Origin of the sequence: Leifsonia tongyongensis (genome assembly GCF_010686705.1) — a bacterium.
Classification (GTDB): Bacteria; Actinomycetota; Actinomycetes; order Actinomycetales; family Microbacteriaceae; genus Diaminobutyricibacter; species Diaminobutyricibacter tongyongensis.
This window is the reverse complement of sequence record NZ_JAAGWY010000001.1, coordinates 153479-179136: the sequence shown is the minus strand read 5'-3', so window position 1 is coordinate 179136 and position 25658 is coordinate 153479. Positions and strand designations below refer to the sequence as shown.

Sequence of the window (25658 nt, the reverse complement as noted above, 5' to 3'; positions counted from 1 at the left end):
TGCCAGCGGATTCATCGGAGGATGCTGCGAGCAGTTCGTCGAGCCCGGCGAATGCGGCTGAGAGCGACAAGGTTCACGCCCAGCGCGACACAGAGCGCGGCCACGGCAGGTGCCACGAACTCCGCGCGCGATCCCGTGTCGGCGAGCACGACTGAAGCCATTGCAGGGCCTTCAACCAGGGTCACCTCGGAGGCGATGCCGAATTCGGACTGCCAGGGGCGGACCCGCGAGCCGCCGCGGTCGGCGGGCACCGCCTCCGGATCGATGCGCTCAACCCAGACGTAGTAGCCGGCATACTCGACCACGCACTCGGGCGTGCGGTACTCGCCCGGGCCGGAGACCTCCGTCGTGACGGTGCATACCGCCGGAGCGTTCGCCGGAATGTCGGGCGATCGCTCGATGGGGGCGTCGAACGGCCCCAGCAGGCGGCTCTCCACCGTGACCACGATCGGCGCCATCCCCGTGCCGTTGTCGAAGACGCCCCACGACGGAAGGAGGTCTTCACCGGCGTCGATGTCGACGGTCAGCAGATCACTGATATGTGCGCCCGGCGTGGCTGTCTTCTGACTCGTCAGCGTATGCACGACAGGCTGCATGGGACGGGGCGAGACGCCGACGCTCGAGACGGTCGCTGACGCTGTGGCGGACGCCGGCGTCGAGACCAGGAGAGCCTGCACATCGTCGCCCGACCTGCCGACGAGGAGGCGACCGCCGAACGGGAGGTCGGCGAACCGTGCCGTCGCAGAGACCTCGGTGGTCGGCCCGGTCGACGTGGGGAGCACCTCGACGTCGGTTCCGTTCGGCACCCGGGCCGAGGTCGATCCTCCGGTGAAGGTCGCACCGGTCAGTTCGACTGTGCCGACGAAGTCTCCTGCCGGGAGGTTGGCCCGCAAGCCGTCGAGTCGCTCGGGGGACAGTTCGACCCGGAGTCTGCCCGGGCCGCTCTCCGAGAGCTCGAGCACTGCCGTCGCGGCAATCGATCGTGTCGCCTCGCGCGTCGCCTCGCTGACCATCGCGCGTGCGCGGGCGAGAACGGCGTCACCGTCGGCCCCGGATCGCGCTGCCAGTTCTTCCTGTGTGTGGCCGCCGAGTCCGGCGATGATCCACGTCGCGAGCTGGCCGCCCGCCGCCGTGACCCGGTCGTCGGACATCGCCCAGTTGCGCGAGATGTACGCCAGCCGCGCCGCGTCGTCCGGTGTGAACCAGCCGAGGCTCGCGCCGTCCACGAGTTCGGTCTCGCGACCGACCGGCCAGGTCTTTCCCGCTTCGAGACAGAATCCGCGGGTGCCGTCGTCGAGGCTGTATGAACCGAGCCAGAAGTGGTCGGTGGACCAATATCCCACCGCCACTCCTGTCGCGGACAGGGCCCGCGCACTCAGTGAGCTGACGGCGATCGAGAAGAGCATGAAACCAGCCACCGCGACAGCGGTGACGAGGATGGAGATTCGCTTTGACATGGATCCAGCGTCCGGCGTCGTGCGGCCGGCCGGAGGCGGCCCGGAGAGATCTGTGGACAGTCCGCGCAGGGGACGTCTTGTGGAGGAGACGGCGATCGGAGACCGGGTCGTCGGCGTTCAGCGGGAGAGGATAGAGTTCTCAGTGGCGAATTTATCTCGGCGTCGAGCTATCTCGGCCGGAGTTCGCCGAAAATACGGAAACGGACGGCGCCACGAGCGCGCGCCGGCACCAGCGGATTGGATAACCGTGGATCTTTACGAGTACCAGGCCAGAGACCTGTTCGAACAGTACGGGGTCCCGGTTCTTCCGGGCATCGTCGCGGATACTCCGGAGGAGGTGCGCGCAGCGGCCGAGAAACTCGGCGGCGTGGTGGTCGTCAAGGCCCAGGTCAAGGTCGGCGGTCGTGGCAAGGCCGGCGGCGTCAAGGTCGCGAAGAACCCGGATGAGGCCGAAGCGGCCGCGAAGGCGATCCTCGGCCTCGACATCAAGGGCCACGTCGTCCACCGCGTGATGGTCGCCGGCGGAGCCCGCATCGCGCAGGAGTTCTACTTCTCCGTGCTCCTCGACCGCGCCAACCGCTCCTACCTTTCGCTGACCAGCGTCGAGGGCGGTATGGAGATCGAGCAGCTTGCGGTGGAGAAGCCCGAGGCGCTCGCCCGCATCGAGGTCGACCCGATCGTCGGCGTCGACCACGACAAGGCTGTCGGCATCGCGCGGGCCGCAGGCTTCCCCGAAGAACTGGTGGAGAAGGTGGCCGCCGTCTTCGCCAAGCTCTACGAGGTCTACAAGGGTGAGGACGCGACGTTGGTCGAGGTCAACCCGCTCGTCCTGACCGAAGAGGGCGACATCATCGCGCTCGACGGCAAGGTGACCCTCGACGAGAACGCCGGTTTCCGTCACCTGTACCACAGCGCCCTCGAGGACAAGTCCGCCACGGACCCGCTGGAGGCGAAGGCGAAGGCCAGCGACCTCAACTACGTGAAGCTCGACGGCCAGGTCGGCATCATCGGCAACGGCGCGGGACTCGTCATGAGCACCCTCGACGTCGTCGCCTACGCGGGAGAGAACCACGGCGGCGCGAAGCCGGCGAACTTCCTCGACATCGGTGGCGGCGCATCCGCCGAGGTCATGGCAGCGGGCCTCGACGTGATCCTGAACGACCCGCAGGTGAAGAGCGTGTTCGTCAACGTCTTCGGCGGAATCACCGCCTGTGACGCGGTGGCGAACGGGATCGTCAAGGCGCTTGAGATCCTCGGCGACGAGGCGAACAAGCCGCTGGTCGTGCGCCTCGACGGCAACCGCGTCGACGAGGGTCGCCGCATCCTGACCGAGGCTGCCCACCCGCTGGTCACCCTGGCTCTCACGATGGACGAAGGCGCCGACATGGCTGCTGAGTTGGCTTCCGCGCCGGAGCTTTAAGATTCGCGCAACGCTTCGGCGACGCCAGCGCCGCCGAAGCTGCGCTTCGAAGGACTTGAAAGGTTTGTAATGTCGATTTTCCTCAACAAGGATTCCAAGGTCATCGTCCAGGGCATCACCGGCGGTGAGGGCACCAAGCACACCGCCCTCATGCTGAAGGCCGGAACCCAGGTCGTCGGTGGCGTCAACGCCCGCAAGGCCGGGACGACGGTCACCCACGGCGACGTCGAGCTGCCCGTCTTCGGCACCGTGGTCGAAGCGATCGAGAAGACGGGCGCCGACGTGTCGATCGTCTTCGTTCCGCCGGCGTTCGCAAAAGATGCGGTCGTCGAGGCCATTGACGCCGAGATCCCGCTCGTCGTGGTCATCACCGAGGGCATCCCGGTGCAGGACTCGGCAGAGTTCTGGGCGTACACGAAGGTCAAGGGCAACAAGACCCGCATCATCGGCCCGAACTGCCCTGGCATCATCACCCCGGGTGAGTCGCTCGTCGGAATCACCCCGGCGAACATCACGGGCAAGGGCCCGATCGGCCTCGTGTCGAAGTCGGGCACCCTGACCTACCAGATGATGTACGAGCTCCGTGACCTCGGCTTCTCGAGCGCGATCGGCATCGGCGGCGACCCGATCATCGGCACCACCCACATCGATGCGCTCGCCGCGTTCGAGGCCGACCCCGAGACCAAGGCGATCGTCATGATCGGTGAGATCGGAGGCGACGCCGAGGAGCGGGCAGCAGACTTCATCAAGGCGAACGTCACCAAGCCGGTCGTCGGCTATGTCGCCGGGTTCACCGCCCCGGAAGGCAAGACGATGGGCCACGCCGGCGCGATCGTCTCCGGTTCCGCGGGCACCGCCCAGGCGAAGAAGGAGGCCCTCGAGGCCGCCGGCGTCCGCGTCGGCAAGACCCCGAGCGAGACCGCAGCCCTGCTGCGCGAGGTCTACGCCGCGCTCTGACGCGACTGTTTCGAGAAAGGCCCTGTGGACACATCCGCGGGGCTTTTTTCGTGACCCGCGACACCCCCCAGCGCTACAGTGTGCATCACGGGGTGAAGGGGGTTCGACATGGCTCGACCGACCAGCGCAGACCTGTTGCGACGTATCGAGGAGCTCGAAGCGGAGAACGCGGCGCTCCGGATGCGCGAAGACGGTGTCACGACCGTCCAGATCGAGTCGCTTCCTCCGGTCCAGGTGAAGAAGAAGGGGCGCGGCTGGGGCTGGACCCTTCTCGCGACGGTCCTGATCGTGATCGGGGCCATCCTCGCGCCGGTGGCGGTCGTGGCTTCGTGGGCGAAGGTCGTCCTCACCGACTCCGACACGTTCGTCGCGACCTACGCCCCCCTCGCGAAGGACCCCGCTGTCCAGGCGTACATCACGAACCAGATCGTCGACGTGATCAACCAGCAGGTGGATGTCAAACAGCTCACGAACGACGTGATCGACGGCATCACGTCTCTCGGCACAGGACCGGCCGCAACGAAGGCGCTCGAGGCGCTGAAGGGCCCGGCCGCGCAGGGCATCCAGTCGCTCGTCCACACTGCCGTCGGCAATTTCGTGAGTTCGCCCGCCTTCGCGGACGTCTGGACGAGCGCGCTCCGGTTGAGTCATGAGCAACTCGTCGCCACGATGCAGAACAATCCGAAGGCGGCGATCACGATCGGCTCCGACGGGTCGATCGGAATCCAGCTCGCGCCGATCATCGAGCGGGTCAAGTCCACGCTCGTCAGCCAGGGGATCACGTTCGCGTCGCAGATCCCGACCATCGATCGCACGATCACCGTCGCCCAGTCCGACGCGATCCCCACCATCCAGGCGGCCTACAACGTCGCCCTCCTGGCCGGCGCCTGGCTGCCGTGGGTGGCGCTCGCGTTCCTCGCCGCCGGAGTGCTCGTCGCCCGCCGCCGGGCGGTCGCCCTCATCTGGGCCGCCGTCGCCCTCGCGCTTTCGATGATCGTCGTCGCTGCAGCGTTCGCGATCGGCCGGATCGTGTTCATCTCATCCACGTCGCCTGCGCTGCTGCCCTCGAGCGTTGCGCGCACCCTGTTCAATACCGTTGTGGCGGCCATGCAGGAGACGACTGTCGCCGTGCTCGTGCTGGCGATCGTCGTCGCCGTCGTCGGCTGGTTCGCCGGCCCCTTCGAGGTTCCGCGGAAGCTGCGCGGCTTCTACGCCTCCGGGGCTGCGCGCCTGCGCACGCTCTCAGAGGAGCACGGCATCTCGACCGGTCGTTTCGGCGAGTGGCTCTACGCGCAGCGGGTGCTTCTACGGGTGCTGGTGGCCGTGATCGCGTCGGCGATCGTGCTCTTCGTGCGGCCGATCACGCCATCTCTCACGATCTGGACACTCGTGATCGCGGTGCTGGTGATCGCCATTCTGGAGCTGCTCCAGCGGCCGGTCGTGACGGTGCCGCGCGAGGTCGACGAGGACACTCCGATCGTGACCGCCGGCTGAGGGCTGGCGGCGTTCCAGGGCCTTTCCGTGAGCTCGCCGCCCACGCGAAGTGTCTGCCGGGCGCCCCGCTGTTCGCCGGGTAGGCTCCAGCGGAGATGAATCGCACAACCGTCGCCCTGCTCGCAGCCCTCGAGGCGGTCATCGTGGCAGCGGTCGGCCTCGGGATCGCCCTGGTGCCGCTCACGATCCTCTGGGCGGCGCAGTATCACCTCGCTGTCGACTGGTTCATCTTCTGGCGTGCGGCGGGAGACATCTGGCTCGTCGGGCACGGCGTGAACCTCACGGTTGCGCTCGACCCGGTGACAGCGGCGACATTGGGCCTGCCCGGCGCCGCGGTTCCGTTCCAGATCACCATCGCAGCGCTCGGCTTCGCCCTGTTCACCGCCGTGTTCGGGGTGCGAACCGGGCTACGCGCCTCCGAGACCGCCTACCGGGCCACTGGTGTCGTCACAGCGCTCGCGGTGTTCGCGGCGCTGTCGGCGATCGTGACCTTCACCTGTGGGAGCACCGTCGTCCGCCCGTCGCTGTGGCAGGGCATCCTGCTTCCCCCGTTCGTCTACGCGATCGGGATCGCGATCGGTATCGGTGCGGGGCTGGTGCGTCGTGAGCGGATGCGTCGGGTCGCCGCGACGGAGACCGCTCCGGTCGCCCGACCCGGCCGACTCGCCTCCGCTTTCCGGATGCGCTTGGACGGTCTGCCTCCCGCGTTACGATCCGGGGCCGCCGCCGCCGCACGTGGAGGGACGGCTGCCGCCGCGCTGGTCGTGGTCGGGGCTGCTCTCGTGCTCACCGTCCTCATCGTCGTCGATTTCGGTGCGATCGTCGGACTCTACGAGCGGCTCCAGAGCGGGGCGCTCGGTGGCGCTGCGCTGACGATCGCCCAGGCCGCGTTCATCCCCAACCTCGTCATCTGGACGGCGGCGTGGCTGATCGGGCCGGGCTTTGCGATCGGCACGGGTTCGTCGGTCGGGCCGGTCGCCACCCAGCTGGGCCCGATTCCGTCGGTCCCGCTCTTCGGTGTGCTGCCGTCCGGATCCCTGGCGTTCGGTTTTCTCGGTCTCCTCGTCCCGCTGCTCGCCGGCTTTATCGCGGCCGTGCTGCTGCGCTCGCACGTCAACCGTTCGGCGGCCGTCCACGGTCCGGGCTGGGTCGTCCTCACGGCCGTCGGCGTCGGCTGCGTCGCCGGCATAGAGCTCGGCCTGCTCGCGTGGTGGTCGGGGGGAGCGCTCGGCCCGGGGCGCCTTCACGAGGTCGGGCCGAATCCGTGGATGGTCGGGCTGCTGGCAGCGGCGGAGGTCGCAGTCGCCGCGGGTATCGGCATGCTGGCCGGGGGACGCATCCGGCGCTGACGGCCGTCAGGGGGCGTCCCGGTGGCTCAACGCCGACCGGTAGGCTGAATACGTGCTTTCGCTCGTAGTCCTGATCTCCGGCGGCGGGTCGAACCTGCGCGCACTGCTCGAGGCATCCGAAGACGCCGAATTCCCCGCGCGGGTGGTGGCGATCGGAGCCGACCGCGACGCCGACGGTCTCGCCTGGGCCGAAGAATACGGCATTCCCTCGTTCACCGTTCCGTTCTCGTCGTTCGACAACCGGGAGGAGTGGGGGGATGCACTGCTCGAGCAGATTCTGCAATGGGGGCCCGACCTGGTCATCCTCTCCGGGTTCATGCGCCTGGTCCCGCCCCGTGTGGTCGCGGCCCTCTCCCCGCGACTGATCAACACGCATCCCGCCTACCTTCCCGAGTTCCCGGGCGCACACGGTGTACGCGACGCTCTCGCCGCAGGCGTGACCGAGACCGGTGCCAGCCTCATAGTCGTCGACAACGGTGTGGATGCCGGCCCCATCATCAGCCAGGAACGCGTCGCCGTCCTGCCGGGGGATACCGAAGCGAGCCTGCACGACCGCATCAAGCCGGTCGAGCGCCGCCTGCTGGTCCAGGCCGTGCTCGACATCGCCAATGGATACATCGACCTCAAGGAGCTTGCACGAGCATGAGCGGACCCCGTCACGACCCGAGCCTCTACCGTGAACGCGACCTCGTTCCAGTGCGACGAGCGCTGGTCTCGGTCAGCGACAAGACCGGGCTCGTCGAACTCGCGGCCGCACTCATCGAAGCGGGCATCGAGATCGTCGCCACCGGCACCACGGCGAGCAGGATCCGGGATGCGGGCCACCCGGTCACCGATGTGGCGACCGTCACCGGGTTCCCCGAGCATCTCGACGGCCGGGTCCGCACCCTCCACCCGGGCATCCACTCGGGGCTCCTCGCCGACCTCCGTCTCGCTTCGCACGAATCCGAGCTGGCGGAGCTGGGCATCAAGCCGTTCGAACTCGTGGTCTCGAACCTGTACCCGTTCGTCGAGACGGTCGCATCGGGCGCTGCCGGGGACGACGTCGTCGAGCAGATCGACATCGGGGGGCCCGCGATGGTGCGCGCCTCCGCGAAGAACCACGCGAACGTGGCGATCGTGGTCTCACCGGCCGACTACCCGCGCATCCTCGAAGCGATCGCGGCCGGGGGCACCACCTTCGAGTTGCGCCGGCAACTGGCCGTCAAAGCATTCGCCCACACTGCCGCCTACGACGCTGCCGTGGCCGCCTGGTTCGCCGGCGAGAGCCCGTCGACCGACGACTGGCACGAACGTTTCGCGGTCGAGGCAGAACTGAAGCAGACCCTTCGCTATGGCGAGAACGCACACCAGTCGGCCGCGCTCTACGTCGACCCGGCCGGCCGGGGTATCGCCCAGGCCACGCAGCTCGGCGGCAAGGAGATGTCGTACAACAACTACGTGGACGCCGATGCAGCGCTGCGCAGTGCGTACGACTTCAGCGAGCCGGCGGTCGCGATCATCAAGCACGCCAACCCGTGCGGCATCGCCGTCGGAACGGACGTGGCGGATGCGCACGCCAAAGCCCACGCTTGCGACCCGGTGTCGGCCTACGGCGGCGTCATCGCCGCGAACCGCACGGTGAGCCTGGCGATGGCTCAGGCGGTGAAGGACATCTTCACCGAGGTGCTGATCGCGCCTGATTTCGAGCCTGAGGCCCTCGAACTGCTGCAGACGAAGAAGAACCTGCGCCTGCTGAAACTGCCTGCCGACTACACGCGATCGCTGACCGAGTTCCGCCAGATCTCGGGCGGCGTGCTGGTGCAGGATTCGGATCGGTTCGACGAGTTCTCATCCGACGGATGGCAGCTGGTCGCGGGCGAGGACGCGGATGCGCAGACGCGGTCCGACCTCGAGTTCGCCTGGAAGGCGTGCCGGGCCGTGAAGTCGAACGCGATCCTCCTCGCACACGACGGCGCATCGGTCGGCGTCGGCATGGGCCAGGTGAACAGGGTCGACTCGTGCAACCTGGCCGTGACGCGAGCCGGTGACCGCGCGGCCGGTTCGGTCGCCGCATCCGACGCGTTCTTCCCGTTCGCAGACGGGCCGGCCATCCTGATCGAGGCCGGCGTTAAGGCGATCGTCCAGCCCGGGGGGTCGATCCGCGACGAGGAGGTCATCGCCGCGGCGAAGGAGGCCGGGGTGACGATGTACTTCACTGGGGAGCGGCACTTCTTCCATTGATCCGCGCTGGAGCTGAAAGAAACGCATTGCGTTCTGCGCGCTGGAGCTAAAAGAAACGCATAGCGTTTCCGCGACGCCAGCGCCGAGCGAGCTGCGCTCGCGAGGACGACCCCTGAGGTCACCCCGCATTCGCTGTGACAAAATGGATTCGGCCCACCAGGCCGCCCCTACAGTCACGATCCCACGAGGAGACATCGATGTCCGCCATGCCCATTGACCTGACCGCCACCACCGGCGAGAACCTGCCCCACGAGCGCGTGCTCGTCGTCAAGGGGGCGAGGAGCGGTCTCACCATCAGCATCGCGGTGCACTCGACGGTTCTCGGTCAGGCACTCGGCGGCTGCCGCGTCTGGACGTACGACAACTGGGTCGAGGCGTTCAACGATTCCTTGCGCCTCGCCGAGGGGATGACGATGAAGAATGCGGCCGCCGGCCTCAACCGGGGTGGCGGCAAGACGGTGATCTACCTGCCCCGCGGAACAGTCCTCAGCGCCGAGGAGCGCCACGCGGCGATGCTCGACCTCGGCGACGCGATCGAGAGCCTGGGCGGCGCGTACATGACGGCTGAGGATGTCGGAACCTCCGCTGAGGACATGGCCGTGGTCGCGACGCGCACGAGCTATGTGTGCGGACTTCCGTCGTCCGAGGGTGGCGTGGGGGAGCCGAGCGACGCGACCGCCGCCGGCGTCTACGCGGGGCTGCTCGCGACCCTGGAAGAAGTATTCGGCAGCCGCGAGGTGGCCGGTCGTCGCATCACCGTGCTCGGGCTCGGCCACGTCGGCTCGATCCTCGCGATGCGCCTCGCCTCCGAAGGCGCGGTGCTGACGGTCACCGATGTGAACCCGGTCAAGCGCGCGCTTGCGGAGTCGCTCGGCGCGACCTGGGTCGAGCCAGAGACGGCGCACCTCGTCGAGGGCGACCTCTTCGTTCCCGCCGGCGTCGGCGGAGTCCTCACCGACAAGGTGATCGACGAGCTGCGCGTGAAGGCCGTCGTCGGACCGGCGAACAACCAGCTCGCCGCCCGCAGTGGTGCCGAGCGGCTGCGTGCCCGGGGGATCGTCTGGGCCCCCGACTTCGTGGTCAACGCGGGCGGCGTCATCTTCCTCTCCATGATGAACGAGGACCAGCCGTCGGCCGAGGCCACGCGTGAGCGGGTGGACGCGATCGGCGACATCGTCTCCAACATCTTCATGGTCGCCCGCGAGCGCGGGATCACCACCCTCGAGGCCGCTGAGGACATCGCGCTCGCACGCCTGCGCGAGCCAGCCAACGCATAGAATCGCTCCGCTAGGGTTGATCCTCATGACCAACTCGCTAGGCCGCAGGCTCGTCGCATCCGCCATTTCCGCTTTCGCCATCGCGCTCATCGTGCACGTCTCGATGATCCTGGCCTTCACCGTCGGAAACCTGGCGAGCACAAGTGGTCCGTCGTGGGCGATGATCGTCCAGGTCAGCGACTACTTCTCCCTGGCGAGTGTCTTCGCGTTCGTCCTGCTCCTGGTCGCCGGTGCGATCGATGCGTTCTCCCGATGGTGGACCGCATTGATCGCCGGCGTCCTGGTCGGGGTCATCGCGCCCCTCCTGAACACGCTGATCCTCACGGTGAGTTCGGGCAATGCGTTCTCCGCGACCCTTTTCGGGTATGTGCTCGCCACACTCGTCGGGCTCAACCTGCTGTTCGTCGTCCTGGTCACGGTGCTCACACCGACGTTCGGCCGCTGGCTCTACAACCGGGTCGTCGACTACACGGGTCGCACGCGGACAGGGTCGCGGATCGCCCTGGTGCGCATCCCGGCCTCGAACCTGGTCGAGGGGCTCACCACGCACATCGACCGCGAGCCGGTGAATGCGGAGCTCGCCGACAAGCAGTGGGACGGCTATGTCGCGGCGCTCGCGGCAGCAGGATGGCAGACCGTCGAGGTCACCCCGGCCGACACCTTCGCCGACTCCGTCTTCGTCGAGGACACCGCCGTCGTCTTCGGCGACACGGCCGTGATCGCACGCCCTGGAGCGGACTCGCGCCGCGACGAGGTCGCGGGCACCGAGGCCGCGTTGCAGGCGCAGGGGCTGGTCATCGAACGCATCCAGGAACCCGGAACCCTCGACGGCGGCGACGTCCTCAAGGTCGGCTCGATCGTCTTCGTCGGGCGGGGCGGCCGGACCAACGCGGAAGGCATCCGCCAGCTCCGCTCGATCGTCACTCCGCTCGGCTTCACCGTCGTCGCCGTGCCGGTGACGAAGGCGCTTCACCTCAAGTCCGCAGTCACCGCACTCCCCGACGGTACGGTCATCGGCTACGAGCCCCTCGTCGACGACCCGTCGGTCTTCGGCCGATTCCTCGCAGTGCCGGAGGCGCACGGCACGGCCGTCGTCGTCCTCTCCGACGACACGGTGCTCATGTCCTCTTCTGCGCCCCGGTCCGCCGCCCTCGTGGCCGACCTCGGCTACAACGTCATCACCGTCGACATCAGCGAATTCGAGAAGCTCGAGGGCTGCGTCACCTGCCTGTCCATCCGCGTCCGGGGGTGACCCGGGCCGGGGCCGATCCAACCCCGGGAAAACCCGGTCTTGCACTCGGCAGCCTTGCGGTTATATTCTGTAAGGCTGCTCGGGGTCGGAAACGACCCTATGTGGCTACCGACGTGAACAACATACGGGCTCAGGAGGACGCCATGACGACAGAAACCACCACACGGACCACGGTCGTGTTCGAGGGTGCTGTCACGGGCGCCCTCCGGCAGCTCCCGTCCAAGCCCCCGGTTCGCGAAGCGGTACTCGACTTCCAGAGTTAGCTGCCTCACCAGGCCTCCGCTTCCCTGGTCCCGGCCTCCGGCCGGCGACCGACCCGGGTCCGTGACGGACCTGCCCCGCACCGCACCTCGTCCGGCGACTTCAGCACGCTCTGCCGCGCTTCGCCGACCCGAAAACCTCTTCGCACAGCACCACTTCGACATCACAGAGAACGGTCTCCCATGTCTGCACCGGCTGGACACCAGCACCCCCCTCAAGAATCAGCCCCACCGATGAGTACGTTCCGCACGCTCATGCGCATCTTCCCGTTCGCGAAGTCGGCGCTGCCGCGCATCGTGCTCGGGATGGTCGCAGCGCTTCTCGCGAGCCTGGTCGCCCTGGCCATCCCGCAAGTCCTCCGTTGGCTTGTCGACGGGCCGCTCTCGACGGGCGACGCCTCCCAGGTGTGGCCGGCGGCGCTGCTCGTCGTGGGGCTCGGCGCGGCCGAGGCGATCTTCATCTCGCTCCGGCGCTGGTTCGTGCTCACCCCGGGGACGCATGTCGAAGCGAAGATGCGTAACGGCCTCTACGCCCAGCTGCAGGACCTGCCCGTCGGCTTCCATGACCGGTGGCCGAGCGGTCAGCTGCTGTCGCGCGCGGTGAGTGACCTGAACCTCATCCGCCGCTGGATCTCGTTCGGTCTCGTGCTCCTCGTCGTCAACGTGATCACGATCGTCGTCGGTTTCGGAATCCTCATCGTCTGGAACTGGGTGCTCGGCCTGATCTTCCTGGTGTGCTCGATCCCGCTCTGGATCTACGGGTTCATCTTCGAGGGCAAATACTCGAGCATCGCGCGTCGCAGCCAGGACCAGGCCGGCGACCTCGCGACGGCGGTCGAGGAATCCGTACACGGCATCCGCGTCCTGAAAGCGTTCGGCCGGGGCAAGCACGCCCTGAAGAATTTCGAATCGCAGGCCGAACAGCTTCGCGGCACCGAGATCGAGAAGGCGAAAGCGATCGCCGGCATCTGGCTGTGGCTGCTGCTCGTCCCCGACATCGCGTTCGGACTCTGCCTCGTCGCAGGCGTCTGGCTGGTCTCGCAGAACCAGCTGACCGTCGGCGAGCTGGTGGCGTTCTTCGCGACGGCGACCGTGCTGCGGTTCCCTGTGGAGTCGATCGGCTTCCTGCTGTCGATGACGCTCGACACCCGCACCGCCGCCGACCGGTTCTTCGACGTCATGGACACGGTGAACACCATCACCGATCCTGAGCACCCGAAGTCGATCGCGCAGCCGCGTGGTGAGCTCGTCTTCGACGCCGTCCATTTCCGCTACCAGGATTCTCCCGAGCGGTATCCCGACCTGCTCGACGGTATCGACCTTCGGGTGGAGCCGGGCGAGACCATGGCACTCGTCGGGCTGACCGGCTCGGGCAAGTCGACACTGACCGCGCTCACGACACGGCTCTACGACGTGACCGGCGGGAGCATCCGGATCGACGGGGTGGACATCCGTGACCTCACCCGCTACGACCTCCGTAAGCACATCGCGATGGCGTTCGAGGACGCGACACTGTTCTCGGCGTCCGTGCGTGAGAACGTGCTGCTCGGACGTGACGACATCGACGTACGATCGGCGGAAGCGGATGCGCAGCTCGCCGAGGCGCTCGAGATCGCACAGGCGGGCTTCGTCTACGACCTGCCCGACGGTACCGAGACGAAGGTCGGGGAGGAAGGCCTGAGCCTGTCTGGAGGCCAGCGGCAGCGGCTTGCACTGGCGCGTGCGGTCGCCGCCAGACCGTCCGTCCTGGTCCTCGACGACCCGCTCTCCGCGCTCGACGTCGACACCGAGGCTCTGGTCGAGGCGGCATTGCGCCGCGTTCTTGCAGCCACGACCGGTCTCGTCGTCGCGCACCGTCCCTCGACGGTCATGCTCGCCGACCGGGTCGCGCTGCTCGAGGGCGGACGCATCACGGCCGTCGGGACGCACCACGACCTGCTCGCCACGAGCGAACACTACCGATTCGTCATCTCGAGCCTCGAGGATGAAGAAACCGAAGAACTCCTCCAGGAGGTGAACCTGTGACGACCCTGGTCGGAGTCGAAGGCGAAGAGCGCAACGACTTCACGAAGACGGAAAGCCGCCAGATCCGGCAGCGCTCCCTGCGCCTGCTCGGTTCGCTGCTGCATCCGCTGCGTATGCGACTGGTGCTGACCGCCATCGTCGTGGTCGTCAGCACGGCTGCGCAGGTCGCCGGTCCCGCGATCATCGCGTTCGGGATCGACAATGGCCTGCCCGCGCTGATCGCCAACAACTGGTACCCGGTCGCACTGGCCGGTCTGGCCTACCTGATCACCGGTGTGATCGGTGCCGGCCTCATCGCCTGGTACACCGTGCTGAGCGCCCGCATCAGCCAGGCGATCCTGATCGACCTGCGCAAGAGGGTGTTCCTCCACACCCAGAAGCTGAGCCTCGAGTTCCACGAGTCGTACACGTCCGGCCGGATCATCTCCCGCCAGACGAGCGACCTGGACTCGATCCGCGAGCTCCTGGATTCGGGGATCAACCAGCTCGTGCAGGGCTTCCTGTACATGCTGTTCATCGCGATCGCGCTGTTCACGCTCGACTGGGTGAGCGGGGTCGTGCTGATCTGCTCGCTCCTCCCGCTGTACCTGCTCACCCGCTGGTTCCAGAGCCGGTCGCAGAGGCTGTTCCGCATCTCGCGGGTCGCCTCGGCGAAGCTGATCGTCCACTTCGTCGAGACGATGACCGGGATCCGTGCGGTCAAGGCGTTCCGCAAGGAGAAGCGCAACGAAGACGAGTTCGGTGAACTCGTCGAGGACTACCGCGATGTGAACGCCCGCGTCATCCAGCTGTTCGGGATCTTCGACCCCGGGCTTGTGATGATCGGCAACGTGACTGTCGGCGTCGTGCTGCTCGTCGGCGGCTTCCGGGTGGCAGAAGGGCAGCTGGCGATCGGTGCGCTCCTGGCGGCACTGCTCTACACGCGGCGCTTCTTCGACCCGATGGAGGAGATGGCGATGTTCTACAACTCCTACCAGTCGGCGGCGGCGGCGCTCGAGAAGATCTCGGGTGTCCTCGAGGAGGAGCCGACGGTTCCCGATCCGGTGCAGCCGGTCGACCTGTGGGAGTCGAGAGGGCACGTGTTCTTCGACGACGTGCAGTTCGCGTACAAGAAGGATCGGGTCATCCTGCCGGACTTCACGCTCGACATCCCCGCAGGGCAGACGATCGCCCTCGTCGGTTCGACGGGCGCCGGCAAGTCGACCCTGGCGAAGCTCATCTCGCGGTTCTACGACCCGTCGAGCGGTTCGGTCCGTCTCGACGACGTCGACCTGCGCGACCTCCACCCCAAGGACCTGCGGCGAGCGATCGTGATGGTGACCCAGGAGGCCTACCTGTTCAGCGGGTCGGTCGCCGACAACATCGCGCTCGGCAAGCCGGATGCGACGCGGGAGGAGATCATGCGGGCGGCCGAAGCGGTCGGCGCAGACGAGTTCATCCGCGGTCTCCCGAACGGGTACGACACCGATGTGAACAAGCGAGGCGGCCGCGTCTCGGCCGGTCAGCGCCAGCTGATCTCGTTCGCGCGCGCGTTCCTCGCGAATCCGTCGGTGCTGATCCTGGACGAGGCCACCAGCTCACTCGACATCCCGAGCGAACGACTCGTGCAACAGGCACTGCAGACACTGCTCGCCGACCGGACCGCGGTGATCATCGCGCACCGGTTGTCGACGGTCGCGATCGCCGACCGCGTTCTGGTGATGGAGCACGGCCGGATCGTCGAAGACGGGTCGCCCGAAGACCTGATCGGCGGTACGGGTCGTTTCGCACAGCTGCACGCGGCCTGGCGCGACTCGCTGGTCTGACCCGCACGAGCCCGGACGACAGAACGCCCTTCCCGAAGCCGGGGAAGGGCGTTCCGTCTGCGCAACTCGGGTTGCGTCAGAAGCCGGCGGGGATTACCGGGACCAGGTATCCCCGCCAGCGAGGGTGCGGAGGGTGGGGTTGAGTCAACCCGCCGCCGCCCTGGTCTGGAGATGCCGCCTTTCGGAGCGGAAGATGCGGTGACGCGTGTCGGCGAGAGCGCGGAAGAAGTGGCCGCCCTCATCCGGCCGGCTGTCGACGACGACGAGGCTGACGCCCGAATCGATCGACTCGCTCGCTTCAGCGGAATCGACCGACGTCCGCGACGAGTCGCTGACCAGAGTCAGGCAACGGGATGCGACGAGCCGGCCGGGCTCGGCCAGGAACGTCAGGCGATCCTTCAGCGGAAGCAGCAGCGTGCGCACGGCGCGTGCGACCTCAGCGAGCTCGACCGCCGATCCGTGCTCCGGGGCCGGAAAATCGGTACCGAGGTCGAGGACGTCGAACCGGCAGCCGGTCGCGTTCTCGAGCTCGACCATCAGCCCGAGCGTGCGCGCGATGGCGGCCGCGTACGGCTGGGCGCCCCCGCGGCCTCGGAGATAGAGGCTGAAGCCCGCGATCCGGATGCCCAGGCTGTGTGCGAACCGCACCGCGCTCGCAGCTTCGTCGATGGCGACGCCCCTCGCGATCGCGGGGATGCGGCTTTCACGCGGGTCGGGAAATCGGAGCCGGAGGACCAGTTCGAGGTCGTCGGGGTAGCCGATGAACTTCTCCAGTTCGGTCTGGGAGTCGGCGACGAAGAACCGCACGCCGACGCTGTACGCCGACAGGAGATCCTGCGGATGCTTCACCGGATGCGTGTGGACGACGCGGACGGGATCGACCCTGGACGCGAGGACCGCCGCGAGCGCGCCCTCTTCGGAGACCTCGAAGAACCCGCCGCATTCGGCGATCGCCGTGATGACAGCAGGATGGGCGAGCGCGCTCGCGTCGTAGTGGAATCGCACGAACGGAAATGCCGCCTGGAGTTCGCGATACCGCATACGCGCCCTGTTCGGGTCGAGCACGAGGAGCGGTGTTCCGTAACGGGCGACGAGGTCGTCCAGCTCATCGGTGTCAGTTCGCGTGTGCGCGCCGGACCTGCCGGTTCGTCGTGCCTCCGCGTGCATCTGGATTCGCCCTCCGCTCTTCGTCCGGCCAGGGGATCCTGCGTGTTCGGGTCACGCAGGGATCCCTCGGGTTCTGGTCGGCGCATATTCGATGTTGCTCCTGTCGAGATCGGCGGGCATCGGAGCGATCACCCTTTTGCGGATGCGTGCTAGCTCGGATGCACGACTCGGCGGCGGTGACGAGAATCGAGGAATGAACCTGCGCGTAGTGATCGTCGACGACCACGCGCGATTCCGTGAGCAGGCCAGCGAGTTGCTCCAGCTCGAGAGATTCACCGTGGTCGGGGCGGCGGCCACCGGGGTCGGAGGTCTGGAGCTCGCCCGGCAGCTGAACCCGGATTTCGTGCTTCTCGACATCGGACTTCCCGATACGATCGGTTTCGACCTCGTTCCTGCTCTCCATGCGTCGGGCGCCGCCGTGGTGCTCACATCGAGCCGGGCTTTGCGCGATTATGGAACACGGGTGGAGGACAGCGGCGCAGAAGGGTTCATCAGCAAAGGTGAACTCACCGGCGACGCGATACGCAGCGTTCTGGGGTAGCCGATGGTGGTGCCGCGAAGGGGGTCCGGGTGGCCGACGTCGTGAGGGTGGCGATCGCGGATGACGCCGTGCTGCTGCGTGAGGGCATCGGCCAGATTCTTCGCGCCGGGGGCATCGACGTCGTGGCCTCGGTCGGGTCGGCCGAGGAGCTTCTCGCGCTCACCGAAGTGGACGAGGCGCTCGACGCTGTCGTGCTCGACATCAGGATGCCGCCGACGCACACCGACGAAGGCCTGCGCTGTCTCGAGGAGCTCCGGCGCCGCGGCTCGTCCGTAGGGGTGCTTCTCTTGTCGATGTACACGACCGCGGCGTACGCGATACGTGCCATGAGCGTCGGAAACGGTACCGGCTACCTGCTCAAGGACCGCGTCGCCGACGCCGATACGCTCGTTCGCGCTGTTCGTACGGTCGCGTCCGGAGGCTCCGTCGTCGACAGCGAGGTCGTCTCAGCGCTGGTCGCCGGCCGGATGGCGAGCAACGCGCTCGATTCGCTCTCGGAACGCGAGCGAGACGTGCTGACCCTGATGGCCGAGGGGCGTTCGAACCTGGGGATCGCATCCGCGCTGCATCTGAGCCTGCGAACTGTCGAGACCCACATCGGTCACATCATGTCGAAGCTCGACGTGGAGGACTCGGCCGAAGGCCACCGGCGCGTTCTGGCAGTCCTGCGCTATCTCGGACGCGGGGCCTGAGGAGGACCGGATGGCACGCCACTGGGTCCGCGGCATCGCGGTCGCCATCGCCGTCGCCAGCAACGTCGGCGGCCAGGTCGCCGGCCTGATCATCGACGACTACGGCGACCGGCCTCACGGAGTGGGCTGGGACACGACGTTCGTCGTGGTCGGCCTGGTCTATGCGGTGTGCGCCGTCATCGCCTGGCGGATCGTCCCGCGGCCGTCGCCGGGCTGGCTGATGGTCGGCGCGTCGATCTTCTGGTCGGCGGGTTCCTGGGGCCCGATCGCCCGGTCGGTCGGGTGGATCTGGCCGGTCGTATCGGGCGTGACGGACCTGTGGGCGGTGCTGGTCGGCATCCTCGCGCTCTGCTACCCGTCCGGCCGGCTGGTGTCGCGATTCGATCGGGTGGTCGTGATCGCGGCGCTCGGCCTGTTCACCATCCGGTTCGTCGGGGTCTTGCTCGTGTACGCTCCGGCGGCGAGCGAATGCGGATGCGTCCCCAACTTCTTCGCCGTCTTCCCGAACGCCGACGTCGATCGAGCGCTGGGGGCGGCATGGCGGGTGCTCGGTGTCTCCCTCATCGTGATCGTTGCGGTGCGCCTGGCCATCCGCTGGTTCGGGAGCACGCTGCCCGCCCGCCGTGTCGCCTTCATCATGCCGGTCGCCCTGCTCCTCTGGGCGTACGCGTCCGTGCAGGACGCGATCGGCTACATCTTCGGACTGCAGGTTCCGGAGCCGTTCGAATTCATCCCGCCCGCCTCGATCGCGCTCGTGCCCATCAGTTTCGTCGCCGGCGTCATGTACACGCGGGGTCTGCGCTCACGGGTCGCCGACCTCGTCATCGTGGCGCGCGACAAAGTCGATCGAGGGCTCTGGGAGACGAGCCTCGCCGATTCGCTGCGCGACACCTCCCTTCGGGTGTACTGGTTCGACGAGCTCACCGGCGAGTACGAGACGTCGGACGGGAGGCCGATGCCGCACGATCTCTCCACCGCCCGCCCCGGTCGCTCGACGCTGTCCATCGGATCGGAGGACGGGCCGATCGCGCTCATCGAACACGACGTGGCGCTCAGTGAGGACACACGGCTTCTCGACGCCGTCTCGTCGGCACTGCTGCTCTCCGTCGACAACGACAGGCTCCGCGCGCGCCTGGAACGCACCCTCCAGGAGGTGCGCGAATCCCGGCTCCGCATCGTGGAGGAGGGGTACAACGCCAGGCGGAGACTCGAAAGGGATCTCCACGACGGATCGCAGCAGCTCCTGGTCTCGCTGGCGATCGGGCTCCGGATCGCGACCTCGAAAGCACAGGATGCCGGGAACACCGAGGTGGTGGAGGATCTGGAGCGTTCGTCGGCGCAACTCGCCGAAGCGCTGCGCGAACTGCGCGAACTCGCCCGGGGCATCCACCCCACCGTTCTCACGGATGGCGACCTGCGCTCGGCCCTCGCGGAACTCGCGCTGCGCAGTCATGTGCCTGTGGAGATCGACGTCGCCTTCGACGAGCGGCTGCCGGATGTCGTCGAGGAGACGATCTACTTCGTCGTCGCGGAATGCCTCACCAACGCGGCCAAGCACGCAGATGCGCGTAACTGCAGTGTGACCGCCACGCGATCGGAGGGAGCCGTCACGGTCGTCGTGAAAGACGATGGCCGTGGGGGAGCGGTCGTCACGCCCGGCGGCGGGCTGGGCGGCGTCCGGGACCGGATCGAGGCGGTCGCGGGTCATTTCGACCTGCAGAGCGTCGCCGGCCTCGGCACCATCATCGAGTTCACCATCCCGGCGCACGCGCCGGCGCCGGTGCCGGTAACCGATTCGTAGTCGTCGGGGGTGCGTCGGTCAGGATGCGCAGCTCAGGACGCCGGTTTGCCCTTGGCTGCGTAGACCTGGTCGCCGAGCAGGAACGCGCTCCAGCCGCCGGGGCAGGAGACGGCGCTCGCGGGGACGGTGTCGACCGGCCACCACGAGTCCGCAATGGGCGGCTTCGGCACCGGTGCGCTCGCCGTGCAGGTTCCGGGCGCGAAGTGCTTCTTCGACGTGTACGTCAGGATCGCGGCGCCGGCGTTTTTGTCGTAGTCCACGCGGATCGTCGTCGCGTCGTCAGGAAGCCAGATGGGCGAGCCGAAGGCTGCCGTCGCCGCGGGAGTGAAGTCGGTCTTCGACGCGAAGATGTCGGACGCGACGTTGGGTGTGAGCGACTGGAATGCAGCGCACCCGCCCAAGGTGGCGACGAGCAGCGTGCTCGCACCGGCGACGAGCGCGATCCTGGCTGATTTCACTGAGGCTCCTGAAGAAGGGACGAGTCGGTACTCCAGTCTGGTTGCAGCTGCTGCGGGAAACATCAGCCTGCGGTATGGATTCTCCCAACCTACGGGATGACCCGGCTCACGGCCGCCAGCGCGCCACGCGAAGGTCGACGCGGTAGCCGCTGTCGGAGCCGACTCCGATGAGAGGGGTCGATTCTGCGCGATAGTGCTCCAGGGCGATGTGCTCGTGACCCATCGGCGGATGTCCGCTCGCTCGGATGACACGCCACCACGGCACATCCGCACCGTAGTAGGCCATGACCTGCCCGACCACGCGGGCCGCCCGTGAGCCGAGACTCGCGGCGACATCACCGTAGGTCATGACGCGACCAGGAGGAATCGTCTCGACGATCGAGAGCACGTGCTCGGCGAAGGACGGGTCGGGTTGCACCTCGGACGGCTCGGAAGTCGGTTGTCAGTCGTCGGTCAGAGGTCGAGCGCGCCGATGGTCTCGCCGTACTGGGTCTCGCCGATCGGCTTGAAACCGCTGCGCACGAAGAAGGCCTCCGGACCGAGCTCGCCCTGCTCCCAGATCACGAAGAGGCGCGCCTTCCCGCGCGCACGGGCTTCGTCGGCCAGGGCCTGCACGGCGAACGTGCCGATCCCGCGGCCCTGGTCGTCGGCGTCGACATTGATCCGCCACAGGATGGACGTGAACTCTTCGTGCTCGGCGTTGGCATCGAAGCTGCCCATGACGAATCCGACGACGTCGTCGCCGTCGGTCACGACGCGCTGCCAGGTGGTCGCCGGGTCGTTGACTGCGGCTGCGGCCGAGTAGGACACAGGGGTGATGAACTGTTCCTGTCCGGGCTTCAGGCTCAGTGCGTTGGCCGCAACGATGTTCGACGCACTCAGCTCTTCAAGTCTTAACTCAGCCATATCGAAAGGGTAACGTGCGCGGCCGATCCGGGCATAGTCGACAATTCCGCTGACAGCGGATGCATTCCTCGCTCATCGCGAGCCCACAGAAATGTGCACATTTGTCTTGACGTCAAGATAGTTGCTCGGCTCGGGTAAGCTGTTCGTGGCCAAAACACGGCACAGACTTGAGGAGACCCATTGGCAAAGATCAAGGTTGAAGGCACCGTCGTCGAGCTCGACGGCGACGAGATGACTCGCATCATCTGGCAGGCCATCAAAGATTCGCTCATCCACCCGTACCTCGACGTGAACCTCGAGTACTACGACCTGTCGATCCAGAAGCGCGACGAGACCGACGACCAGATCACGATCGACGCCGCACACGCCATCCAGCGCCACGGTGTCGGCGTCAAGTGCGCCACCATCACTCCGGACGAGGCGCGCGTCGAGGAGTTCGGCCTCAAGAAGATGTGGAAGAGCCCGAACGGGACCATCCGAAACATCCTCGGCGGCGTCGTGTTCCGCGAGCCGATCATCATCTCGAACATCCCGCGCCTGGTGCCCGGATGGAACAAGCCGATCGTCATCGGCCGTCACGCGTTCGGCGACCAGTACCGCGCCACCGACTTCACGTTCGACGGCCCCGGTACCCTCTCGATCAGCTTCCAGCCGTCCGACGGTGGCGAAGCCAAGTCGTTCGAGGTCTACCAGGCTCCGGGTGCCGGTGTCGCGCTCGCCATGTACAACCAGGACGCGTCGATCCGCGACTTCGCCCGGGCGTCGTTCAACTACGGCCTCGATCGCCACTACCCGGTGTACCTGTCGACCAAGAACACGATCCTGAAGGCGTACGACGGCCGCTTCAAAGACCTGTTCCAGGAGGTCTTCGATGCGGAGTACGCTGCGAAGTTCGCGGATGCGGGACTCACCTACGAGCACCGCCTGATCGACGACATGGTCGCCTCCAGCCTCAAGTGGGAGGGCGGCTACGTCTGGGCGTGCAAGAACTACGACGGCGATGTGCAGTCCGACACCGTCGCCCAGGGCTTCGGCTCGCTCGGCCTGATGACCAGCGTGCTCACCACGCCCGATGGCAAGGTCGTCGAAGCGGAGGCTGCCCACGGCACGGTCACGCGGCACTACCGCCAGCACCAGGCCGGCAAGCCGACCTCGACGAACCCGATCGCTTCGATCTACGCGTGGACCCGCGGGCTCGCCCACCGTGGTCACCTCGACGGCAACCAGGAACTGATCGACTTCACGCACACCCTCGAGGATGTCGTGATCAAGACGGTCGAGTCGGGCAAGATGACGAAGGATCTCGCTCTGCTCGTCGGACCGGAGCAGCCGTACCAGACGACCGAGGAGTTCCTCGCGTCGCTGGCCGAGAACCTCCAGACGCGCCTCGGCTGATCGCGGTCCCGGGTCCCGGGTTACGGAACGAGCGCACGGGTGATCCCGTGCGCTCGTTCTTTTTTGTGGAGTGGGAATGTGGGGGGGCGAGTGTTCCTCTCGCTGCTCGGCGGCGGCTTGTGGTCGTGACCGGGGGTTTCGTCGAGTCCTCCACAATTCGGAGTTTTAGGAATCTATCCACAGGGAAATTGCTGATCAAAGGTTGTTTATTCGCGGCCCCGAATGTCGGTGGCTGCTGATTGGGTTGAACCATGACCTTCCCAGCCGCCGACGATCTCGACGCGGTCGCTGCTGCGCTCGACGCGTTGCGCGCGCTCGAAACGGATCCGGATGCGGTGGATGCGGTGGGTCGAGGCGACGACGGGGCCGGCAGCGATGTGGGTGCAGGTGATGTCGCTCTGAGTGAGGCGCAACTGCACGCCCGCTCCCTGGCGGCGATCGGCGCCGTACACGCGGCGGTGGAGCGGGTGGCGTTGCGGCGGATCGCCGCCCTGGACCGGGCCGTCAGCCTGGACCCAGCCACGGATCCGGTGCGGGCCGGCGGGCACCGCGATATCGGGTCGTTTCTGGCGGAACTGTGGCGGACCAGCCTGCCGCACGCCCGGCAGTTGTGTGCGGTGGCCCGGGCGACCGCACCGAAACACACGCTCGCCGGCGAAGAACTGCCCCCGGAGTTCCCCGAACTGGCTGCCGCACTGCTCGGTGACCCCGCCGACCCTGACCACCCGGAAGCCGGCGCTGCCTCTGACGCTGACGTGTCGGTGGAGCAGGCGGCGGTGATCATCCGGGAGCTGGCTAAGACAGGAAACGGTTGCACCCGCGAGCAACGCAGCGCGGGCGAGCGGCTGCTGGTCGAGCATGCGCTGGCCCTGACCGTGGAGAAGATGCGCCGGCTGGCGATCCAGCTCCGCGACCGGCTGGATGAGGACGGCACCGAACCACGTGAGCAGATCCAGCGCAGGCGGCGGTCGTTGACGATCACCACCACCCGGGATGGGATGACCCGGATCGACTGGCGCCTCGACGCGGAATCCGCCGGGCATGTGGTGCCGCAGATCACCGCCTACGTCTCCCGCGACCTCCGCACCACCCGAAGCCAACCCGTTGCTCCTCACGATGTGAAGAATGGAGTGCGCTTCGAAGACCCCGAACTTGACACACCGGCGATGCCGGCGATGCCGGAGACCCGGAGTATGGCCCAACTGCGGTCGGATGGGGCGGTCGAGGTGTTCCGGCACCGAGCCGGCTGCACGTCCGGTGTCAACAGTCCGCCGGTGACGATGATCGTCCGGGTGGGCCTGGACCAGCTGCGCTCCGGGAAGGGTGTCGCGGAGATCGACGAAGTGCCCAGACCGGTCTCCGCGGCTACGGCCCGGCGGCTCGCCGCCGACGCGAACCTGATCCCGATGGTCTTAGGTCGTGACAGTGAAGTTCTCGACCTGGGCCGGAAGCAGCGACTGTTTAGCCCGGCGCAGAAACACGCCCTGGCCGAACGGGACGGCGGTTGCGCCTGGACCGGCTGCCCACACCCACCCTCTTACACGCAGGCGCACCACATCCGCTGGTGGGACAGAGACACCGGACCGACCGATCTGAAGAACGGGATCCTGCTCTGCTCGCACCACCATCATCGGGTGCATGACGACGGCTGGGACATCCAGGTCCGCGAACACATCCCCTGGTTCACCCCACCGGCGCACCTCGACCCGAGCCGCACACCCCGCAAAGGCGGACGCATCCGCCTGCCCGACAGGGCACCGCCATGACCTGCGGGAGAGGTGGTGCGGACACTGCGCCGGTCACTTCAAGGCGAATATCACGGATTGATAAAAACTGCGCGAATCGCTGGCGACGACTTGCGAATAGTTTGTTCGTAAGCTTTACTAACAAACATGACCGCATCGGAGCGAGGGATGGCCACGCTGGAGACCTCCCAGGCACAACTGGCCACGGGCATGGCGCCGGGCCGGGCGCTTCGTCCGAGAGCCAAGGTCCTTCCCGAGCACGCGCGCAGCCACAACCGTTCGCTGGTGCTTCAGACTCTCTACCGTGCGGGAGAGCGCAGCCGGGCGGACATCGCCCGCGAAACCGGCCTCACCCGGGTCACGATATCCGACCTGGTTGCAGAACTCCTGACAGAGGGTCTCGTCGTCGAACTGGGCCAGCGCGAGTCCGCGCGGCCGGGCAAGCCCGCCGTCCTTCTCGACATCAACCGCACGGCGTACCAGATCATCGGCATCGACCTGAGCGAGCACACGACCTTCCGCGGCGCCGTACTCGACCTCGACGGACGCATCCTCGAGCGCGCGGAGATTCCCCTGGCGTCGAGCACCGGCGACGAGGCGACCGCCAAAGTGGTGGCGCTAACCGACCAGCTGGTCGCGCTCGCGACCGCCCCCATCCTGGGCATCGGGGTCGGCTCACCCGGTGTCGTCGACCTCACGGGCACGGTGCTCACGGCAGCGAACCTCGGCTGGGTCGACGAACACCTGCAGGACATCCTGCAGACACGTACCGGACTGCCGGTCGTCGTGGCCAACGACGCGAACGTCGCGGTCCTCGCCGAGCACGGCTACGGCGATGCCGCGGGCGACATGATGCTCGTGACGATCGGTCACGGTGTCGGCGCCGGGCTCCTCGTCGCTGGCGCGCTCGTCTACGGAAGTCGCTTCGCGGCCGGCGAGATCGGCCAGGTGATGGTCGGCACCGACCTCGGCCTCGAAGCCACCTACAACCGCGACCAAGTGCTCGAGCACTGGCTGGCTGTGCCGCTGCTCGAGCAGCGCATCCGTGAAGCCGAAGCCGCGGGAGGCTCGGCCGGACCGATTCTCCGTGAGGCAGGGCAGCGCCTCGGCATCGCTCTCGCCCCCGTCGTCGGCGCTCTCAATCTCTCCGAGATCGTGTTGAGCGGCCCGACCGAACTGCTTGATGGCCCGCTCGCCCAGGCGACCATCGAAACGCTCCGCAACAGGACGATGGCCGAGTTCCACGGCAATCTCACGTTGCGGATGACCACGCAGGGGCAGGACATCGTCCTGCGCGGCGCGGCCGTTCTCGTCCTCTCAGGACAACTCGGGGTCTCGTAACACAGCAACGCCCAACGAAAACAGAACCAGCCAGAACCGACCCCTCGCACCAACGGTGTGGCAAACGCACACATCGACCACCCAAGAAAGGAA

At 67.3% G+C, this 25658-nt stretch carries 21 protein-coding genes; 16 read left to right on the top strand and 5 right to left on the bottom strand.

The window, feature by feature from the left end:
* Window positions 1-11: 11 nt before the first annotated feature.
* Window positions 12-1457 (bottom strand): hypothetical protein, encoded by a 1446-nt coding sequence (locus G3T36_RS00930; RefSeq protein WP_163287555.1) that lies wholly within the window; start codon window positions 1455-1457, stop codon window positions 12-14.
* Window positions 1458-1704: 247 nt separating this feature from the next.
* Between G3T36_RS00930 and sucC the strand changes: the two genes are divergently transcribed.
* The 10 genes from sucC (at window position 1705) to G3T36_RS00880 (ending at window position 15519) form a co-directional block, all read left to right on the top strand.
* Complete coding sequence (sucC, locus tag G3T36_RS00925) at window positions 1705-2877, top strand: ADP-forming succinate--CoA ligase subunit beta (RefSeq protein ID WP_163287554.1); 1173 nt, start codon at window positions 1705-1707, stop codon at window positions 2875-2877.
* Window positions 2878-2946: 69 nt separating this feature from the next.
* Entirely contained in the window at window positions 2947-3834 is an 888-nt protein-coding gene (gene sucD / locus G3T36_RS00920; protein WP_163287553.1) for a succinate--CoA ligase subunit alpha, read from the top strand.
* A gap of 108 nt (window positions 3835-3942) precedes the next feature.
* Window positions 3943-5328, top strand: coding sequence for a hypothetical protein (locus tag G3T36_RS00915; protein WP_163287552.1), 1386 nt, complete (start codon window positions 3943-3945; stop codon window positions 5326-5328).
* A 95-nt stretch (window positions 5329-5423) separates the two neighbouring features.
* Window positions 5424-6677, top strand: coding sequence for a cell division protein PerM (locus G3T36_RS00910; protein ID WP_163287551.1), 1254 nt, complete (start codon window positions 5424-5426; stop codon window positions 6675-6677).
* A gap of 52 nt (window positions 6678-6729) precedes the next feature.
* Window positions 6730-7323, top strand: coding sequence for a phosphoribosylglycinamide formyltransferase (purN, locus tag G3T36_RS00905; protein WP_163287550.1), 594 nt, complete (start codon window positions 6730-6732; stop codon window positions 7321-7323).
* Window positions 7320-8900 (top strand): bifunctional phosphoribosylaminoimidazolecarboxamide formyltransferase/IMP cyclohydrolase, encoded by a 1581-nt coding sequence (gene purH, locus G3T36_RS00900; RefSeq protein WP_163287549.1) that lies wholly within the window; start codon window positions 7320-7322, stop codon window positions 8898-8900. Before purN ends, purH begins: the two co-directional genes overlap by 4 nt.
* 197 nt (window positions 8901-9097) lie before the next feature.
* The gene (locus G3T36_RS00895; protein WP_240148215.1) at window positions 9098-10177 is read left to right on the top strand and encodes a Glu/Leu/Phe/Val dehydrogenase family protein; all 1080 of its coding nucleotides are present in this window, start codon (window positions 9098-9100) and stop codon (window positions 10175-10177) included.
* Window positions 10178-10202: 25 nt separating this feature from the next.
* Window positions 10203-11429: a dimethylargininase gene (gene ddaH, locus G3T36_RS19920; protein WP_163287548.1), complete on the top strand. Its 1227-nt coding sequence runs from the start codon at window positions 10203-10205 to the stop codon at window positions 11427-11429.
* A 494-nt stretch (window positions 11430-11923) separates the two neighbouring features.
* Complete coding sequence (locus G3T36_RS00885) at window positions 11924-13714, top strand: ABC transporter ATP-binding protein (RefSeq protein ID WP_240148214.1); 1791 nt, start codon at window positions 11924-11926, stop codon at window positions 13712-13714.
* Window positions 13711-15519 (top strand): ABC transporter transmembrane domain-containing protein, encoded by a 1809-nt coding sequence (locus G3T36_RS00880; RefSeq protein ID WP_163287546.1) that lies wholly within the window; start codon window positions 13711-13713, stop codon window positions 15517-15519. The genes G3T36_RS00885 and G3T36_RS00880 overlap by 4 nt, the downstream gene beginning before the upstream one ends.
* A 144-nt stretch (window positions 15520-15663) precedes the next feature.
* Here the strand turns inward: G3T36_RS00880 and G3T36_RS00875 are convergent, their stop codons facing one another.
* Window positions 15664-16686: a type III PLP-dependent enzyme domain-containing protein gene (locus G3T36_RS00875; RefSeq protein WP_163287545.1), complete on the bottom strand. Its 1023-nt coding sequence runs from the start codon at window positions 16684-16686 to the stop codon at window positions 15664-15666.
* A gap of 193 nt (window positions 16687-16879) precedes the next feature.
* Between G3T36_RS00875 and G3T36_RS00870 the strand changes: the two genes are divergently transcribed.
* From G3T36_RS00870 to G3T36_RS00860, 3 genes are read left to right on the top strand one after another with little or no spacing between them, the layout of a single operon-like run.
* Window positions 16880-17227 carry a response regulator gene (locus G3T36_RS00870; RefSeq protein ID WP_163287544.1) on the top strand — a complete coding sequence of 116 codons (348 nt, stop codon included), beginning with the start codon at window positions 16880-16882 and terminating at the stop codon, window positions 17225-17227.
* A 29-nt stretch (window positions 17228-17256) separates the two neighbouring features.
* Window positions 17257-17919: a response regulator transcription factor gene (locus tag G3T36_RS00865; protein ID WP_338031412.1), complete on the top strand. Its 663-nt coding sequence runs from the start codon at window positions 17257-17259 to the stop codon at window positions 17917-17919.
* Between the two features lie 10 nt (window positions 17920-17929).
* Window positions 17930-19720, top strand: coding sequence for a sensor histidine kinase (locus G3T36_RS00860; RefSeq protein WP_163287543.1), 1791 nt, complete (start codon window positions 17930-17932; stop codon window positions 19718-19720).
* A gap of 32 nt (window positions 19721-19752) precedes the next feature.
* Here G3T36_RS00860 and G3T36_RS00855 read toward each other — a convergent pair whose 3' ends face one another.
* The 3 genes from G3T36_RS00855 to G3T36_RS00845 all read right to left on the bottom strand — a co-directional run bounded on the left by G3T36_RS00855 (window position 19753) and on the right by G3T36_RS00845 (window position 21084).
* The gene (locus G3T36_RS00855; protein ID WP_338031411.1) at window positions 19753-20178 is read right to left on the bottom strand and encodes a hypothetical protein; all 426 of its coding nucleotides are present in this window, start codon (window positions 20176-20178) and stop codon (window positions 19753-19755) included.
* A 106-nt stretch (window positions 20179-20284) separates the two neighbouring features.
* Window positions 20285-20596: an MGMT family protein gene (locus G3T36_RS00850; RefSeq protein WP_163287542.1), complete on the bottom strand. Its 312-nt coding sequence runs from the start codon at window positions 20594-20596 to the stop codon at window positions 20285-20287.
* A gap of 35 nt (window positions 20597-20631) precedes the next feature.
* Window positions 20632-21084 carry a GNAT family N-acetyltransferase gene (locus G3T36_RS00845; protein WP_163287541.1) on the bottom strand — a complete coding sequence of 151 codons (453 nt, stop codon included), beginning with the start codon at window positions 21082-21084 and terminating at the stop codon, window positions 20632-20634.
* Window positions 21085-21264: 180 nt separating this feature from the next.
* On the opposite strand from G3T36_RS00845, the gene G3T36_RS00840 reads away from it, so the two are divergent.
* The 3 genes from G3T36_RS00840 (at window position 21265) to G3T36_RS00830 (ending at window position 25565) form a co-directional block, all read left to right on the top strand.
* Entirely contained in the window at window positions 21265-22479 is a 1215-nt protein-coding gene (locus tag G3T36_RS00840; RefSeq protein WP_163287540.1) for an NADP-dependent isocitrate dehydrogenase, read from the top strand.
* Window positions 22480-22730: 251 nt separating this feature from the next.
* Window positions 22731-24245 carry an HNH endonuclease signature motif containing protein gene (locus G3T36_RS00835; protein WP_163287539.1) on the top strand — a complete coding sequence of 505 codons (1515 nt, stop codon included), beginning with the start codon at window positions 22731-22733 and terminating at the stop codon, window positions 24243-24245.
* 126 nt (window positions 24246-24371) lie between these two features.
* The gene (locus tag G3T36_RS00830) at window positions 24372-25565 is read left to right on the top strand and encodes an ROK family transcriptional regulator (protein WP_420811025.1); all 1194 of its coding nucleotides are present in this window, start codon (window positions 24372-24374) and stop codon (window positions 25563-25565) included.
* Window positions 25566-25658: the final 93 nt, after the last annotated feature.

Coding starts and splice junctions, on each gene's coding strand:
- G3T36_RS00930 (WP_163287555.1), bottom strand. CDS start 1,457: ATGTCAAAGCGAATCTCCATCCTCGTCACCGCTGTCGCGGTGGCTGGT.
- sucD (WP_163287553.1), top strand. CDS start 2,947: ATGTCGATTTTCCTCAACAAGGATTCCAAGGTCATCGTCCAGGGCATC.
- G3T36_RS00915 (WP_163287552.1), top strand. CDS start 3,943: ATGGCTCGACCGACCAGCGCAGACCTGTTGCGACGTATCGAGGAGCTC.
- G3T36_RS00910 (WP_163287551.1), top strand. CDS start 5,424: ATGAATCGCACAACCGTCGCCCTGCTCGCAGCCCTCGAGGCGGTCATC.
- purH (WP_163287549.1), top strand. CDS start 7,320: ATGAGCGGACCCCGTCACGACCCGAGCCTCTACCGTGAACGCGACCTC.
- G3T36_RS00895 (WP_240148215.1), top strand. CDS start 9,098: ATGTCCGCCATGCCCATTGACCTGACCGCCACCACCGGCGAGAACCTG.
- ddaH (WP_163287548.1), top strand. CDS start 10,203: ATGACCAACTCGCTAGGCCGCAGGCTCGTCGCATCCGCCATTTCCGCT.
- G3T36_RS00885 (WP_240148214.1), top strand. CDS start 11,924: ATGAGTACGTTCCGCACGCTCATGCGCATCTTCCCGTTCGCGAAGTCG.
- G3T36_RS00875 (WP_163287545.1), bottom strand. CDS start 16,686: ATGCACGCGGAGGCACGACGAACCGGCAGGTCCGGCGCGCACACGCGA.
- G3T36_RS00870 (WP_163287544.1), top strand. CDS start 16,880: ATGAACCTGCGCGTAGTGATCGTCGACGACCACGCGCGATTCCGTGAG.
- G3T36_RS00860 (WP_163287543.1), top strand. CDS start 17,930: ATGGCACGCCACTGGGTCCGCGGCATCGCGGTCGCCATCGCCGTCGCC.
- G3T36_RS00845 (WP_163287541.1), bottom strand. CDS start 21,084: ATGGCTGAGTTAAGACTTGAAGAGCTGAGTGCGTCGAACATCGTTGCG.
- G3T36_RS00835 (WP_163287539.1), top strand. CDS start 22,731: ATGACCTTCCCAGCCGCCGACGATCTCGACGCGGTCGCTGCTGCGCTC.
- G3T36_RS00830 (WP_420811025.1), top strand. CDS start 24,372: ATGACCGCATCGGAGCGAGGGATGGCCACGCTGGAGACCTCCCAGGCA.